Annotated in this window: 26 protein-coding genes and 1 pseudogene; 26 read left to right on the top strand and 1 reads right to left on the bottom strand. The window is 34.3% G+C overall.

Features of this window, described 5'->3' with window-relative positions:
- Positions 1-2 precede the first annotated feature (2 nt).
- The 10 genes from VRHSUH09_RS06515 to VRHSUH09_RS06475 all read left to right on the top strand — a co-directional run bounded on the left by VRHSUH09_RS06515 (position 3) and on the right by VRHSUH09_RS06475 (position 6,460).
- A complete protein-coding gene (locus VRHSUH09_RS06515) occupies positions 3-668 on the top strand; it encodes a leucine-rich repeat protein (protein WP_054747065.1) in 666 nt (221 codons plus the stop codon).
- An 11-nt stretch (positions 669-679) separates the two neighbouring features.
- The gene (locus tag VRHSUH09_RS06510) at positions 680-1,054 is read left to right on the top strand and encodes a hypothetical protein (protein ID WP_105081721.1); all 375 of its coding nucleotides are present in this window, start codon (positions 680-682) and stop codon (positions 1,052-1,054) included.
- Positions 1,051-2,904 carry a collagen-like protein gene (locus tag VRHSUH09_RS06505; RefSeq protein WP_105081720.1) on the top strand — a complete coding sequence of 618 codons (1,854 nt, stop codon included), beginning with the start codon at positions 1,051-1,053 and terminating at the stop codon, positions 2,902-2,904. Before VRHSUH09_RS06510 ends, VRHSUH09_RS06505 begins: the two co-directional genes overlap by 4 nt.
- A 12-nt stretch (positions 2,905-2,916) precedes the next feature.
- The gene (locus tag VRHSUH09_RS06500; protein ID WP_054747059.1) at positions 2,917-4,035 is read left to right on the top strand and encodes a hypothetical protein; all 1,119 of its coding nucleotides are present in this window, start codon (positions 2,917-2,919) and stop codon (positions 4,033-4,035) included.
- 33 nt (positions 4,036-4,068) lie between these two features.
- On the top strand, positions 4,069-4,380 hold the full coding sequence (locus tag VRHSUH09_RS06495; RefSeq protein ID WP_054747057.1) for a hypothetical protein: 312 nt from the start codon (positions 4,069-4,071) through the stop codon (positions 4,378-4,380).
- A 49-nt stretch (positions 4,381-4,429) separates the two neighbouring features.
- Positions 4,430-4,612 (top strand): hypothetical protein, encoded by a 183-nt coding sequence (locus tag VRHSUH09_RS06490; protein WP_054747055.1) that lies wholly within the window; start codon positions 4,430-4,432, stop codon positions 4,610-4,612.
- Complete coding sequence (locus VRHSUH09_RS06485) at positions 4,603-5,253, top strand: VgrG-related protein (protein WP_105081719.1); 651 nt, start codon at positions 4,603-4,605, stop codon at positions 5,251-5,253. The genes VRHSUH09_RS06490 and VRHSUH09_RS06485 overlap by 10 nt, the downstream gene beginning before the upstream one ends.
- Positions 5,254-5,256: 3 nt before the next feature.
- A complete protein-coding gene (locus VRHSUH09_RS06480; protein WP_174683240.1) occupies positions 5,257-5,523 on the top strand; it encodes a hypothetical protein in 267 nt (88 codons plus the stop codon).
- Positions 5,524-5,622: 99 nt separating this feature from the next.
- A complete protein-coding gene (locus tag VRHSUH09_RS10415; RefSeq protein WP_167386482.1) occupies positions 5,623-5,760 on the top strand; it encodes a hypothetical protein in 138 nt (45 codons plus the stop codon).
- A 1-nt stretch (position 5,761) separates the two neighbouring features.
- Positions 5,762-6,460, top strand: coding sequence for a hypothetical protein (locus tag VRHSUH09_RS06475; protein WP_105081718.1), 699 nt, complete (start codon positions 5,762-5,764; stop codon positions 6,458-6,460).
- Between the two features lie 373 nt (positions 6,461-6,833).
- Here the strand turns inward: VRHSUH09_RS06475 and VRHSUH09_RS10685 are convergent.
- Positions 6,834-6,983: pseudogene (locus VRHSUH09_RS10685) on the bottom strand (helix-turn-helix domain-containing protein); the annotation flags it as partial.
- A gap of 46 nt (positions 6,984-7,029) precedes the next feature.
- Here VRHSUH09_RS10685 and VRHSUH09_RS10680 point away from each other — a divergent pair.
- The 16 genes from VRHSUH09_RS10680 to VRHSUH09_RS06375 all read left to right on the top strand — a co-directional run bounded on the left by VRHSUH09_RS10680 (position 7,030) and on the right by VRHSUH09_RS06375 (position 14,944).
- On the top strand, positions 7,030-7,173 hold the full coding sequence (locus tag VRHSUH09_RS10680) for a hypothetical protein (RefSeq protein WP_252895772.1): 144 nt from the start codon (positions 7,030-7,032) through the stop codon (positions 7,171-7,173).
- Positions 7,174-7,272: 99 nt separating this feature from the next.
- Complete coding sequence (locus VRHSUH09_RS06455) at positions 7,273-7,563, top strand: hypothetical protein (RefSeq protein ID WP_146104578.1); 291 nt, start codon at positions 7,273-7,275, stop codon at positions 7,561-7,563.
- An 8-nt stretch (positions 7,564-7,571) separates the two neighbouring features.
- Positions 7,572-7,994: a hypothetical protein gene (locus VRHSUH09_RS06450; protein ID WP_049514526.1), complete on the top strand. Its 423-nt coding sequence runs from the start codon at positions 7,572-7,574 to the stop codon at positions 7,992-7,994.
- 56 nt (positions 7,995-8,050) lie between these two features.
- Positions 8,051-8,407: a hypothetical protein gene (locus tag VRHSUH09_RS06445; protein ID WP_218017066.1), complete on the top strand. Its 357-nt coding sequence runs from the start codon at positions 8,051-8,053 to the stop codon at positions 8,405-8,407.
- Between the two features lie 427 nt (positions 8,408-8,834).
- Positions 8,835-9,266, top strand: a complete 432-nt coding sequence (locus tag VRHSUH09_RS06435; protein ID WP_105081716.1) for a DUF4265 domain-containing protein — start codon at positions 8,835-8,837, stop codon at positions 9,264-9,266.
- A gap of 330 nt (positions 9,267-9,596) precedes the next feature.
- Entirely contained in the window at positions 9,597-10,070 is a 474-nt protein-coding gene (locus tag VRHSUH09_RS06430) for a hypothetical protein (protein WP_054747043.1), read from the top strand.
- Between the two features lie 352 nt (positions 10,071-10,422).
- Positions 10,423-10,596, top strand: a complete 174-nt coding sequence (locus VRHSUH09_RS10675) for a colicin E3/pyocin S6 family cytotoxin (RefSeq protein ID WP_105081045.1) — start codon at positions 10,423-10,425, stop codon at positions 10,594-10,596.
- The gene (locus tag VRHSUH09_RS06415) at positions 10,593-10,853 is read left to right on the top strand and encodes a DUF7683 domain-containing protein (RefSeq protein WP_054747039.1); all 261 of its coding nucleotides are present in this window, start codon (positions 10,593-10,595) and stop codon (positions 10,851-10,853) included. Before VRHSUH09_RS10675 ends, VRHSUH09_RS06415 begins: the two co-directional genes overlap by 4 nt.
- A gap of 121 nt (positions 10,854-10,974) precedes the next feature.
- On the top strand, positions 10,975-11,409 hold the full coding sequence (locus VRHSUH09_RS06410) for a hypothetical protein (protein ID WP_105081026.1): 435 nt from the start codon (positions 10,975-10,977) through the stop codon (positions 11,407-11,409).
- Positions 11,410-11,538: 129 nt separating this feature from the next.
- A complete protein-coding gene (locus VRHSUH09_RS06405) occupies positions 11,539-11,991 on the top strand; it encodes a tetratricopeptide repeat protein (protein WP_105081715.1) in 453 nt (150 codons plus the stop codon).
- Positions 11,966-12,253 carry a colicin E3/pyocin S6 family cytotoxin gene (locus tag VRHSUH09_RS10670; protein ID WP_174683242.1) on the top strand — a complete coding sequence of 96 codons (288 nt, stop codon included), beginning with the start codon at positions 11,966-11,968 and terminating at the stop codon, positions 12,251-12,253. The genes VRHSUH09_RS06405 and VRHSUH09_RS10670 overlap by 26 nt, the downstream gene beginning before the upstream one ends.
- Entirely contained in the window at positions 12,250-12,585 is a 336-nt protein-coding gene (gene imm45 / locus VRHSUH09_RS06395; protein WP_054746996.1) for an Imm45 family immunity protein, read from the top strand. The genes VRHSUH09_RS10670 and imm45 overlap by 4 nt, the downstream gene beginning before the upstream one ends.
- A 212-nt stretch (positions 12,586-12,797) precedes the next feature.
- Positions 12,798-13,649, top strand: coding sequence for a hypothetical protein (locus VRHSUH09_RS06390; protein ID WP_105081714.1), 852 nt, complete (start codon positions 12,798-12,800; stop codon positions 13,647-13,649).
- 74 nt (positions 13,650-13,723) lie between these two features.
- Positions 13,724-13,954, top strand: coding sequence for an RHS repeat-associated core domain-containing protein (locus VRHSUH09_RS10665; protein ID WP_105081713.1), 231 nt, complete (start codon positions 13,724-13,726; stop codon positions 13,952-13,954).
- Positions 13,955-13,983: 29 nt separating this feature from the next.
- Positions 13,984-14,286 carry a hypothetical protein gene (locus tag VRHSUH09_RS06380; RefSeq protein WP_105081712.1) on the top strand — a complete coding sequence of 101 codons (303 nt, stop codon included), beginning with the start codon at positions 13,984-13,986 and terminating at the stop codon, positions 14,284-14,286.
- A gap of 166 nt (positions 14,287-14,452) precedes the next feature.
- Entirely contained in the window at positions 14,453-14,944 is a 492-nt protein-coding gene (locus VRHSUH09_RS06375) for an RHS domain-containing protein (protein WP_218017065.1), read from the top strand.
- Positions 14,945-14,952: the final 8 nt, after the last annotated feature.

Genomic DNA, 14,952 nt, shown 5'->3' with positions numbered 1-14,952 from the left:
TTATGCCGGAACAACATGTCGAATCAGTATTAGCCGAACTTAGGAAATTCGAGACTCATATTACAAGAATAGGCGACGCTATTATAGAAAAAGGCGTTCAGTCTCATCGTAAACTATATGATTTTGCCGACGAGATTAAGAAAATTAAAGGGCATCCTTATAGCGATGCTATGTTATTAGCTATTAGTAATGGGATGGGCGTAGGCCTTACCGACGAAGAAATTACGAAAGGTATTATCGATTTTACAACTAATAACGTACAAATCAATTTTACAGAAACCTCTATACCTATTAATAAATATAAAAATGATAAGACTATTAAGCCGCTTCATACTTATTTCCGTGTAAATACGATAGGCAATTATGCTTTTAATGGCTCCAACTTAAAAAAATTAACGTCGCCTATTACGACTAAAATAGGGCTAATGACATTCGAAAACTGTAGTGAACTAGAAGAATTAAATCTAGGCGGTTTCAAATATAAACCTGGCATCGATACTAGTTTTAGTTTAAAAAATTGCCCTAAGTTTAAGAAGTTAATCGTTAATGATGATTCTAATATCACTATGTCAGATTATAGAAATAAGTTAGCCGTCGCTAATAACACGTTCGAAATCTATACGTATAGTGGTAAGAAATATAATAAAGTAACGTATAGTTTTGAGTAAGGAGTTAAATAATGAATCAAATTAGATTCGGCGGCATCCCTTATCTACATCTCGACGTGTATCAAGGACACGATCATGTCTTTAATATTCAAGTCGAAGATGATAGTACTAAGGAGATTATCCGCTATCAAGAAGGAGTATTAACGTGTAAGGTACGTCGCAATAACCCTCAAGGTGGCGTCGTACTTACGTTAACTCCAAAATTTAATAATGATACTAACTGTGTCGACTTATTATTTAACAGTGAATGTACATCGACTATCGTTTTCTCCTACGACAATATCAAAGAGGAAACATTCTACTACGATATTCGTTTAGATCACGAAGATAAAGACGAAGTAGTATGTTATGGTGAAGTGCTATTAAAGGCGGGGTGTAGTCAATGATTAAATTAAAACGTGGCCATGATAGAAATATTGTTTTATCTAAAGAGGCCCTTAAAGAGATTCGTGGTTTATCGGCTTATGAAATCGCTAAACAAGAAGGCTTCACTGGTACCGTCGATGAATGGTTAGCATCGCTTAAAGGTGCTAAGGGGGATAAAGGTGATGCGTTTAAATTATCTGACTTATCACCAGAAGAATTAGCTAAGATTAAAGGACCTCGAGGAGAGACCGGTTATCCCGGTCCTCAAGGCCCGATCGGTCCAAAAGGCGAGCCAGGTCCTCAAGGTCCTCGTGGTATTCAAGGTCCAGAAGGACAACGTGGTGTACAAGGTGAACGTGGTCCGATTGGTCCACAAGGTATCCCGGGTTTAACTGGTCCGATTGGACCTAAAGGCGATAAAGGTGATCCTGGTCAAATGGGTTTACTTTTCACATACGCCGATTTCACTCCGGAACAGATTAACGCTTTACGCGGTCCTCAAGGTCCTAAAGGTGATCCTGGCGAAGTCGGTCCTCAAGGTCCTCGTGGTGAAGTCGGTCCTACTGGTCCAGCTGGTATAAAAGGCGACAAGGGTGATCGTGGTGAAGGTTTCGATATCTTTAAAACGTATCCTTCTTTAACTGCTATGAATAACGATTTAAATAATATTCCGTTAAATAAATTAGTTATGATTAGTTCGACTACTGACGATGAAGATAACGCTAAAGTTTATTTAAAAGAAGCGACCGGCCTTACATTCTTTATTGACTTAAGTGGTGCGCAAGGTATTCGTGGCGAAGCCGGCCCTAAAGGCGATAAGGGCGATGCTTTCAAATATACCGACTTTACAGCTGAACAATTAACTTTACTTAAGGGCCCGAAAGGTGATCGTGGTGAAGTCGGTCCTCAAGGCCCTAAAGGCGATCCTTTTAAATATGAAGATTTTACTCCGACTCAACTGCAAGGCTTAAAAGGACCAAAAGGTGATATTGGCCTAACTGGTCCTCGTGGAGAACAAGGTATTCGTGGCGATATCGGTCCACAAGGTCCAAAAGGTGATGCTTTTAAATATTCTGATTTTACGCAGCAGCAACTCGAAGCATTAAGAGGACCTCAAGGTTTACAAGGCCCTCAAGGTATTCAAGGTCTTAGAGGCGAGAAGGGCGATACTGGTTTAACCGGTCCTACCGGTCCTCGTGGTGAAGCTGGTCCGATTGGTCCGACTGGTCCACGAGGTCCGAAGGGCGATGCCTTTAAGTATTCTGATTTTACACAACAACAGCTCGAAGCATTACGCGGTCCTCAAGGCCCGAAGGGCGATAAAGGCGACCCTGGTCCTCAAGGTCCACAAGGTATTCAAGGTCCTCCTGGTACTGCTGAAAATATCGACTTAACTCCTTTCGCTAAGAAAACCGATTTAAATAATTATGTAACAACAGTTAGTGCGAATAATACATATTTAAGTAAAACAGATGCTAATAGTACATATGCTACGACGGCTAGTTTAAATAGCTATGTAACGATAGCGGCAGCTAATAGTACATATTTATCTAAAACCGATGCATCTAATATATATGCGACTAAAGCTAGTCTTAACGATTATGCCACTAAAACAAATCTTAATAGCTATTTAACAACGGCTAACGCGAATACTACGTATCTAAGTAAAAACGATGCGGCTAACGCTTATGCTACTAAGACTACTTTAAATGATTATTTATCTAAAACGGATGCTTCTAATACGTATGCTAAAAAAACAGACTTAAACAGTTATGCTGCTAAAACTAGTCTCAACGATTATGTATTAAAGAATCAATATAATAACGACATAAATTCTTTATTAACTGCATTTAAAAATGTTAATGATTAAGGAGAATACTATATGACAGTACAAAATATTATTAATGAAGTAAATAGTATTCAAATTAAGAAAAAAGCTATTAAAGAAGCTATTACAGCTAAAGGTGTAACGTCCGAAGGTAAATTAAGCAAATTTGCCGACGAAATTAATAAAATTACGACTAAGGAACCAGACTGGTATATCGTTAATAAATTCCGTTATGAAAATGGCAACGAAGCTTTATATGTCAGAACTAGCGATAAAAATGCGATTAGAGCTAATAAATATCAGATGGTCGAGATCGGTGGCGGCGTTACTAAAGATAATGATATTCGTGGTCATTTTAATTATGGTTATAATAACGACATTGGCATCACTAACGGAACTTACTTTCCTCGAGAAACAGCTTATCGTAGCTTTACGACAAAAGATAGCTCTAATGTCGTATTTAACGGTCATAACGACAATCTTAAACTAAGACTTCGCAACGGCAAGGAAATAGTCTTTAACGACGTTAATGCTTACAACTGGCTAAAAGGCTACAGAAATCAGCCACTAGCCGATTATAATACTCTTTATCTAAAATCTGACGGTTTTTCTGAAAGAATTCCAAAGAATCTAAGCGATTTTTTAGCTCCGACAAATAAATCGACTACGTTAAAAGTAGGAACATTTGGAGAAACTCCAATCTTATTAATAGACTCATCTATCATGCTTCAAGCGATGAATTTAAGAGAAATGTCTAAAATCGGCTTTATTTCCTACTCCGATAAGACAGTCGATACTATTTCTTTAGCTCCAGTATATTATGCAAATAATGAAATTTATGCTCCATTTTATGACGATAAAGAACGGTATTATGGAAATTTATCTCCAGGTAATTACGTTCACTTATTTAAAAATTATATGTTATTTATCGTATTTATTAGTGTAAACTATGTTATCGATAATAATGGTCAGCAGCATAAAAATATCGAAGTATGTATCTACAAAATCACTGAAAGAGATGGTTCTAGGATAGACGTTAATAAGATCGATAATAAACCATTTGAATTATATTTAACCTTCTCTCAACAAGCACAACAACAGTTACAACAAGCCTCTGATATTAAAGCCTTTAGAAAACAAGTATTAGCAGCTAACGGTACTCCGGAGGCATAATATTATGAGTTTAACGAACAATAAGGAGAGCCTATGACAACAGTAGAAATTATTATGTCGATTATTGGCATTGTAACGTTAATCGGTGGTTTTATTAAAGCGATCCATAGTATCGAAGATAATCAAGCCGATCGCAAGGCCTTCGAGAAGAAGACGTTAGCGATCCTCGAGAACATCAATGAACAATATAAAGAATTGCAAAAACAGATAGAGGCTTCGAGGGAAGATCGCCGAGCACTCGATCGTCGTATCTCGATAGTAGAGGAATCTACTAAATTGAGTCATACACGTATCGATAACTTATCCGACAAGCTTGAAGCCTTACGAGACAAAATTAATAAATAATTTAAATAAAGGAGCCTTTAACGGGGCTCCTTTTATAATACGAGGTTTTATGTTCAATAACGACAAATTACAAGCGATAGTTCAGTTAATAGCTGTCGGCGGTCTCGTAGTCGCATTAATTATGTCGATACTATGGGATCGAACAGAATTATCGACAAATATAGCTTCTGGTTTAGTCGGCTTCATCGGTGGAGCCGCAATTATTCGTAAAGGAGAAGACAAATGGCATTAGGCGATTTAAGTGCGGCATACGAGTCTAACGGTAGACCTGGATGTGTTAGCACTGGATATGGTGATTTAGGCGGTATTAGTTACGGAGCTTATCAATTAGCTAGTAATGTGGGCAGTGTCGACGCATTCCTAGAATGGGGCATTTTATATGGTGGTTATTATACTGATTATGCGAATAGCTTAAATCAATACGATATTAATAGCGATGCTTTTATTAATCAATGGAAGTATTTAGCGTCAGCTGATCCAGAAGGCTTTTTAAGAATGCAACACGACTTTATTAAAAGCGAATACTATGATCGAGCATGTCGATATTTAGCTAACGAAGGTTTCCATGCCGATAACCATTCTAATGCTTTAAAAGATGTTATCTGGTCTAGAGCTGTACAATATGGACCTGGTAATGTGGTCGATTTATTTAACGAAGCATTAAGATATGTACCTGGTTATACTGAAGAATGGAACTTATCCTGGGTAGATGCATTACGTTTCGATTATGATTTAATCGTCGGCATCTACGAGTCTAATAAAAGTGACGAATGGATTAGTCCGCGATTAGGCTACGATGTACGTCAAGGCGTATACGATCGTATGGATAATGAAAAACAAGAAGCATTAGCTATGTTTATGAAGGAGATTTAAATAATGAATGATTTAAGTAAAAAAATCGTTAACGATGCGGTCGAACTGGCTAAAGTAAATGCTCTTAACGTATTAAAAGGTCTTAAATTCGACGATATTAAAGCTTTAGTCGAAGCAGAAATGACTAGTATTATTAAGCCGTTAGAAGACGAAATTAAAACGACTTCTTCTTACTGGGTTAAGATTCGTAACCGTCTATATATATCTATATTAAATAATAGTATTAACAGTATCGTTAATAGTATTCAAAAGAAAATTAGAGAAATGTAGTTAATTAAATTAAGCCCTGGCTCAACAGCCGGGGCTTTTCTTTTTGCCTTCATTATGCTACCATGAATTTAATATGAAGTTGTGTTTATAGGAGGTTTTATGTTGAACGTATTATTGGGTTTAATAGCTGCCGCATTGGCTGTGATTTGTTTTTTAGCATTCTTTATTCTTGCTCCTCATTTGTGCATATTTTTAAGTAGTGTGATTAGTATAGTTTATTTAGTAAGGAGAGATTAATATGTCATTACATACATTGATTATACAGGTATGCGTTGCTATATTTGTAACGGTATTTAGAAAAACTACAGGTGTTACTAGCGATACAAGAACATGGACAGCAGAAGGTCGAAAGCAAGTAAAAGAAGAGCAAGCCAAAGCCAAAGCACTCTATGAAGAAAGACAAAATGCAGAACGAACTACTAAAAACTTTCTCGAAACAATAGAATCCTGTTACAATGAAGAAATATTTGATCCTAAGGTTGGAGAGACTGGTAAAAATCTTGAATTTAATTTAATTAAAGTAAGAAGATCTGTTATCGATCCCAATAAATATAAAAAGAAAGATATTGACAGAGGCTATATAACTGCTAAAAAAATTTTACAAAATAGTAAGTATGATGTAGTATCGTGTAGATATTGTTCACTAAAAAATTTATTGGGGGACATCCCTAAATTTAATCATGAAGACATAATAGGCCCGTTAATTAAAGATACAGGTTTTATTAAAATTCGTGAATTTTCAGATTTTAAATATTTTAATATAAATCCTGACAAATCACGAAAAGGTTTAATGGATTTAATTTTTCAGACTATAAAGAAAAAATATCCTAACGTCAATAAATCAGATTTAAAGTATGCTATATTTAAAGCTAGGAGTGAATATACTAAGATAGAAGAGTTAGAAGCAATTGCTTTTCTAGTTGAAGTTAAATCTTAATCTGATTAGTTAGAAGAAATTGTAAATAGGTATTATTTCGATGATTAATAGTATTTCCCCATCCGTTTCCCCTTGAAGATAGTTAATTATATAATAGTATATATTTAGTGGTTTTATTAGGTCCCATCCTATTATCTCCGCCACATTAGAAAGCCCTTTAGGTTATGATATGTACCCCCTTTACTGGATAACCAGTAAAGGGGGTATTTTCATGAGATATAGTTATGAATTTAAAAGAAAAATATGAGTTAGTATGCCAAGTTCTTTCTGGTCAAGGTTTAAGGGCAGTAGCTATTGTAGCGGGTATTAACTCTGGATAACTGTATCAATGGGTTCATAAATACAAAACTTTGGGATACAATGGTCTTATTAATAAACCTAAAGGACGACCTTTATTAGCGGACTTACTAATTGCTAACTGCTGTGCTTTAATCGCAGAATATTCGCCTTCAATGCGATTTAATTCTCTTGCTACAGTAGAATGGTGAACACTGATTAAGCTAGCAATTCTGCGAACAGAGTACTATGAGCCGGAATGTGGAAGATTTATCAACCAAGATCCGATTGGATTGGCTGGTGGTAGTAACCTCTATTGGGCTTTACAAAACAGTCAAATGTGGGCTGACACATTAGGGTTAAGTTCTAAAAAATCGCCTGGAACATGTAATGATCCATGTGCAGGACAAGATCCTGCCGGTGAAGCGGCTGGCTAGCAAGGAAGTAAGGACTATTCAGGTGTAGATAATTGGAAAAATGTTGTCCTAGAAAAAGGGACAATATTGTTTACACTGTATCCACATGGGCCGACAGGTATGGCTTCTGCCCATGGGAATTATTTTGTTCGAGGATACGCTGTACGTTCTGCAAGAGGAAATGCCAGAGCATTTAACGATTCTGTACAGGTGAGACATAGTGGAAATGCTACTGCCGCACGTGACATGAGAAAACAATTACATATATTTGTAGTAGAAGAAGATATTTGCGTAGGAAAATCAAAAGCAAATAAAAAATATGGCGATGGGGGAGCAACCCAATATTATATTCGAGATATGGATAAACCGAAATTAACAAGTACTGGCAAACTTCGATCTTTCAGGAGGTAAAATTACATATGAATCAAATTAAATTATTTATACAACAAAAAAACATTGTCATCAATAATCTCTCCTTAAACTTTAATGATATTAAAGACATTAAAGAAAAAACTAAATTAATAAATTTTAAAAATATACAAGAAGGTATTTATTTATTTCAAGAAAATATTTATTACCTTGGAGAAGAAGGAAAAATATTTATTGACATATACAAAAAGGAAATTGATATCTTATTTAATGACTATTTTTATTTAACTAAAAACATCTTAGAATCAAAAATTATTCAAAATTTTCTTAATTTATATCCTCCTTTAAAATCATATTGTGTACTAAAAAGTGCTCCAGTACTCGAATTTAAAGGACCTGAATTGGCATGGAATTCCCTTTTGTTCATCTATGACTCCAAACAGGCGTCAATAAGGCTGAATATTTCATTCTAAAATTCTAAGAAAAATATGGTATTTAACAATTAGCTATGACGCTTATTATCGTGGTAATGGACGCATCTTTCTATCTACGGTACTGCATAACTTTGGGGGAAACTACAAATACCTTACTTGACTACTCTATAGATGATGAAGATTATATTTTTTATCAAAAATCTATTGGCAAAAAATTAAGAAATTTCGGCTTTGCAGATAACCGAGAAATCCTTATTGATGAACTGGGAAGAATTTATTTTATTCCTGATTCTGGAGATTTATATTATTTGGGAGGTAAATTTTATGAGGGATTATATAATTTAATATTTAGAACTGGAAATTCATTTATCGTAGAGGAGGATGGGGAACTTTTTGTAGAATCAGAAGTAGGTATTTCACCAGGAAATATGAATATTAGAGATACTGAGTAAACATAGGTTTTCCCAAGCTCTATTGCCCCGTAAGGTCGTTTCCCCCCTTTCAGACAGCCTCGACGGCCAACCCCCGCTGCGGATTACCGAGTTCAAACGCGATATATTGGGATGCTTAATCCATACCCTCGTCCGTGCCGCCAACCACCACAGCATCACCTGCTTCTACTACAACGGCAACCGTACCGCCATGACTTGTCCCTCTCACAAACCTCAGAGCGTTCAAAAGGAATGGTTGACATATCTGACTCAAGAGGATATTTTTTTTCAAAGACAAAGAAACAACTATTTGCCATGAAAATAGTAGTTATTAGGAAGAATTAATGGTTAATTCTATAAAGAATATGACTAAGGTTTAACTTAAGAAAGTGCGAATTGTTAAGTCAAGATCCTACAGTAGGTAGCAAGGTTATATGAGGTAATTAAAATGAAAAAGCTTTTTTTAAATCTAGAAGTAATTGATGGTTATCCTCCAGTATCTATGGAAAGCATTTGGGCAGAAGTGACTGAAGAAGGCTATCTTAAAATAAATAATATTCCTTTTTATAGCAAAGAAGTCTCTTTTGGTGATATTGTTAGCGTAATACAAAAGGAAGAAAATTACTTACTATATGATAAAACTATAATTTATAGTAAAAATAGTACATTGCGGATTGTTTTCTTTAATGAAAATCAGAAATTTAAAGATAAAATATTAGCTAAACTAATAGATCTTGGATGTGAGTCTGAAGCATTTAATGCAAATTTCCATGCAATAAACATACCAATTCAAGTAGATATAGAAGAAATATATATTTTCTTAGATGAGTTTGTGGAAACTGACGATTTAGATTATGACACAGGGTATTTGGCACAATAATTTGTGCAAGCTATAACTTGGTAATATCGTAATATGTAGAAAATTCTAGCATTGTTTACGTAGTAGAAATTTTAAGACTATGTAATACCAGCCACCTCTTGCAAGAAATCCACCCGGACGGAAGATATACTTAACATGGAGAAGTTGAAAAATATGATAAACGAGGAAAATAACCTTTCCCAATGGAAAAATTGTAGAAGCTGTTGATGATTTTGTACAAAATCCCAAAAAACAAAGCCAAATTAAAAAATGTTGCTGAAGCAGCTGTCCAAAATTTTCCAAATAACACGAGAGATTTCTTTACTACTTTAAAAGTATTAGGAGGATCAGATGGCAGCTAAGATTTTTAAAATAAGAGATTTTTTAGAAAACGGTACTTTTTTAAAGGATTTCTCAACCGAAAATATATCATGCTTCCTAAAAGAGAACAGCAATGAGTCATTCGGAAAGGATATTGTAATGTATTACTTTTATTTTAAGGGATATGATATATCTTTTATATACGATGAAAGTAAAGGTATACTTAAGGGAGAGCAAATAGAAATCTCTAACCATAAAAAAATTAAGAGTAAAAGAATATCTTCTATATTGACATTTGAAAATTTGAAATTAAGCAAATTAAATGGGGATATACATTCTATATATCAAGATGATGATGAGCTTGTCGTTTTTCTTCAAAATGGATTAAATCTTTACTACAACAAATTTAATAAGAAAAAATTTCTACTTACAAAAATAATTAGCCCAGACGAAAATTCTAGAAAGTTAGTAAAATCTACTATGAATCTTAGAACAGTATATTGAAAATATATTTGTAAAACTACTTAATATAAATTCAATCAATAGAGAAAAATGGGTTTTTCCATACTTTAAAACTACGTATTCTGATGGCACGTCATTTATGGATGGGAATCCCATTTTTTCAGCACGAGCTCCCAATAAAAAGAAAATTATAAAAATCATTGTAGATGATAATTATGATACTATATATGATTTTAATAGTTCATTTGATGAAAATTTACTGTATACAGTGATAGTTCCTATTAAATTAATTGATAATATAGATGTTTTAATAACAAGTTTTCTACTATCAGAATAGCAAGCCGTAGCCCGTATGAAACATCGAATCCTGACGTAGGGTGCGTGCGGTACGCACATACGCGGTTTCGCCTATCGAAGCCCCATCACTGGAGCCTGCATTCTAGAATGTGACTCTCAACATGGAGAAGTTGAAAAATATGATAAACGAGGAAAACACCTTGGCGCATTTTCCTCTAAGACTGGCAAACAATTAAAAGACCCTATTAAAAACAGAAGGATAGAACGGTGAAAAAAATCATAAGATTTATATCAAAATTCGAAAAAAATGGAGAAAAATTTATTGAAGTCATACATTTTAAGAATGAACCACCTCTTAATTTTCTACAAAAAATTTTTCATGAAACTAGCCCGATGTATGAAGAATATTGGATATCAAATGAAGTTGCAAAAGTAATTGAACCTTATTTATGTGAGAAAATAGACATAAATAATTATGACTACTTCTTATCTTGCGAAGAAGATAATATTAGTTATTTGAAAGAATGAATGTATGATTCTATAAAGAATATTACTAAAGTTTAACTTAGGAAAGTGCAAATTGCTAAATCAAGATCCTACAGATAGGACAAATGCTTTACATCCTTTATTTACAATAGAGAGGTTTGTTATGTTAGATAATGATTTTAAGGAGTATCTTAATGATGAATTTGGTAGAATATTCCCAGAAAGTCAGGAGGAATATCGTAAATTATTCAAAGAGTTAGGTTTTGGGGAGGTAAATCATGACTTCATTGAATTTTGGGCAACATATAGTGATGAAATTTATGGGAAAATTGGATATTTGGTTGATTTAGCAATGGACTTAGAGGATTTTTCAAGTAGCCAAACAGAAATTTTGAGAAAAAATATTGGCTTACCTGATAATTATTTTTCCCTGTTGAATAATGAGTTGGATGATTATATCCTGTATGATAAAAATACTGATGAGGTTTTTTTTGTAGAGGCTCCCACTATTCAAAAGTTTATAGAAAATAAACAATTTAGCAAACATTGGGACAACTTTGAATATTTTATTAAAGATTATCTAAATTATAATGCTTAAGATGTTTGAGCAGCCGTAGCCCGTATGAAACCTCCAATCCCGACAGCTACGAACCCTTGGCACAGGTACACAACCGGACCAACATAGTAATAAATACTCTTTAAAGAATGCACATAAGAAGGATAAATTATGTATTTAGATCAAGTAAATTATGAATTAAACAAAAAAATCAATGATTTTGTATGTAACTCAAATGATGCAACTACGCCGGAGGAAAGCATTGATATTCTGAATCAAGCATGGGAACTTTTACCCAAACCAGCCACTCAATTCGTTGAGCCTACTTCGGCAATCGCCTGTGGTATTTCAGAAAATTATAAAAAATTAGGTGATTATCAAAAAGCCCTTGAGTGGATGTTAGTTGCACTTGAGGCACGAAAAGATGAACCTGCAGCAGGTGTGTTTATATGGACAGGAATCGTTTATTACGAATTGGGTGATATGGAAAATGCCTATAAATATTTTGACCTAACTTATAATGAGCTACGTTACACACCTTTCTCTATGGAAGACAAAAAATATTGGCAATTTTATAAGCAACGTAAAGAAGAATTAAATTCTAAGAAAAAAACCAAAAAGTAAGATTCGATATTTTCAGACGATCTTTTTTGTACCGTACTTAACCGCCGCTACGCCTACTTGGACAAGAGCAAAAAATATTGAAAGATTAAATCCAAAGAGGACAATATATACTGATGGTACAAACTTTTATTCTTTAGATACACAACATGGAAGGTTTGAAAAACTAAATAAGAAGGGTAAACACATGGGTGAAGTTGATATGTGTTTAAATGAAAAAGGTAAACAAGGTTCTAGTAGTGAACACGATATAAGGATTAAATGATGCAGAAATTAGTAAATTATCATAGTAATTTGACGCATGGTACCGTTTTTAGATTTCCAGGTTCATATCCACATGAAAAATATGTTGATCTGATATTAGTTGAATTTCCAGATAGTGATAGAAAATTTGGTCTTGTTGTATCTACTGGTCATAAAGCGGGATTGATTTTAATTAAACTTCCAAAGGAAGCTGAATCAAATAACTTTGCTGGAATAGATAGACAATGGGTAATAGATAACTGGAATAAATGGATATATGAGACTTGTAATGTTGATGATGTCTATGTAATTCAAAACTACCCAATTCCTGTTATTGATTACAGCAAGCCGTAGCCCGGAGAAAACCTTCAGTCCTGACGTAGGATATGTGCGGTACGCACGCACGCGGTTTCTATTTTTCAGACGACCTCACTATTTTCTTTGAGGTCGTCTGAAACATTTGTTCTTTAACAATCTCATTAGCAATGGCATTCTATCTAGAGGTCGTTTTTCCTGATGGCTGAGAAGCTAATTGACATAGACAAATACAGGAAAGGATATATATTATGTTGAAAATATTAAATAATTCTTTGGATGGAATTGTATTGGGTCAAAAAAAGGCTGACTTTGATGATGTTATTTTAAATAATCCTAATTATTCATTAGAGTTTAATAAAAAACACAAGATACAATCTGATTCAGAATTGATTACTGTATCTTCCTTGAGGAATTGTGATGAATTTTGCTTAAATGGAAAAGTTATTAACTTTTCAAATCTTGAAAAATTTTTAGAAGAGGGGGATCCTCTAATAGAAGTTTCGGATGAAGAAAATTATTTTTATATTTTTCCAAAATATAATTTAGTTTTATATGTTGACTATAAGGATAATTTGTTTCTGCAGATATTAATTTACGATGAGAGTATAAGAGATTTATATGATAATAAAGGTAAAAAGTACTCAGACTTTCAAAAAAGTAAACTTAAAAAACCAACTTTAAATCATGATAAATTAATATTTATTCCTTATAAGAGCATAGGCGATTTTGAATTAAATTGTTCTCTATCAGATGTTATAAGAAAATATGACATATCAAACAATGTTATCCCGAAGGTAAAAAATATTATAGAGATAAACAATTTTGTACTAAGGTTTGATAATGAAAAGTTAACTGAGGTTACAATTTTCAATGATAAGAAAGTAGAGTTTGCAATATACTATAATGAAATGGATATATCATCAAAAAAAGGGCTTACTGAGTTATTAAGTCAATATGATGTTATTGAGAGAACGAAATCTAAATATCTTTTCAAAGAATTAGGTCTAGTTGTAGAAAAAGATCTGTCCGAATTTCGTTTTTTTGAACAATCATTATTAAAATTTTGGATAAATTTGCATAGACCTATTACTAGCTGGTAATCACAAGTAAGCCATAGCAAACCGTAGCCCACACAAAACCTCCAGTTCTTACGAACCTTTGGCACAGGTCCGCAATTGGACAACCGCAGACAGCGAAAGCCGTCAACCAGTATTGCGACCTTGAAACTGGGCTGCATTACAACTTCTTCAGGTACTATGAGCCTGATGCGGGTCAGTTTGTGAATCAGGATCCGATTGGGTTGATGGGTGGGACAAACTTTTATCAGTTTTCGATGAATGCACTGGGAGGGGTTGATCCATTAGGGTTAGCTAGAAAACCAATTAGCAGAAGGCTAAGAAGGTAGTAGAACTGGGCAATTGGGGCAAAAAAGAAATGAATATACATGACAAGGAAATTGTTGGTTTTTTATATAAGAAAAATGATCAATTACTCGTATTACTTTCATCTGATGAAAATAATATCTTTTTTAATTCAGTAATTTTTTTTCATTTTAACAACGTTTCGGACCAAAATATTATTTTTGATATATATGAATGGGGAAAAGAAGATATTCCAAATGAAATTATTAAACTTTTTCCTTGTATAAATCCCTTTATAGAAGATAAAGAAATATATAATTTTCATTATATAAATTCATCTGTTGGACTAGAGGGTATTGTTATCACTAAAAAATAACATTTCTGCGCAAAATATCGTTATGCTGAGATACTACTGACATCTAAAGAAAACTTGACCTACGATAACCGGCTATCAGAAAAACGACTTAGAAGCTTCCAATGACAGCAGCTATTACTACGGCTACTTCGATGACCTGACCCACTGGGAACTAGCCAACGGAAAAGTGCAGAACTACTTCTACGACCTGCATGACCAACTGGTTAAAGCGGAATTCTTTAAAAAAGATGGTACGAAAGAAACTTGGGTGTACAGCTACAATGCCTTAGGCAGAAGGATAGGCAAAGGCCATCTGAAAAACGAAGAAGATTCAGACGGCCTCGAAGAAGAAACCAGATTTGTTTGGGACGGCAGGTATACCTATTTCTACACCGATCCCGACAGTTACGAACCTTTGGCGCAGGTACGCAACTGGACAACCGAAGAAGGCGAAAGCCGCCAACAAACCCACTACGTCCACTGCGACCAAATCGACATCCCACGCGAGATTGTCGATAAGGACGGCAATCTGGTTTGGTTCGGCGATTATTACGGTTGGGGCAAACTGAAGAGTGAAACCAACATATCCGGAACTGCTCACCAGCCGTTCAGTCTGCAGAACCAGTTTTGCGACCATGAAGCTGGGTTGTACTACAACTTGATGCGGATCGGTTTGTGAATCAGGAT

Source organism: Veillonella rogosae JCM 15642, assembly GCF_002959775.1.
Classification (GTDB): Bacteria; Bacillota; Negativicutes; order Veillonellales; family Veillonellaceae; genus Veillonella; species Veillonella rogosae.
The sequence above is the reverse complement of the archived record's forward strand: the minus strand, read 5'-3'. Positions and strand labels throughout refer to the sequence as shown.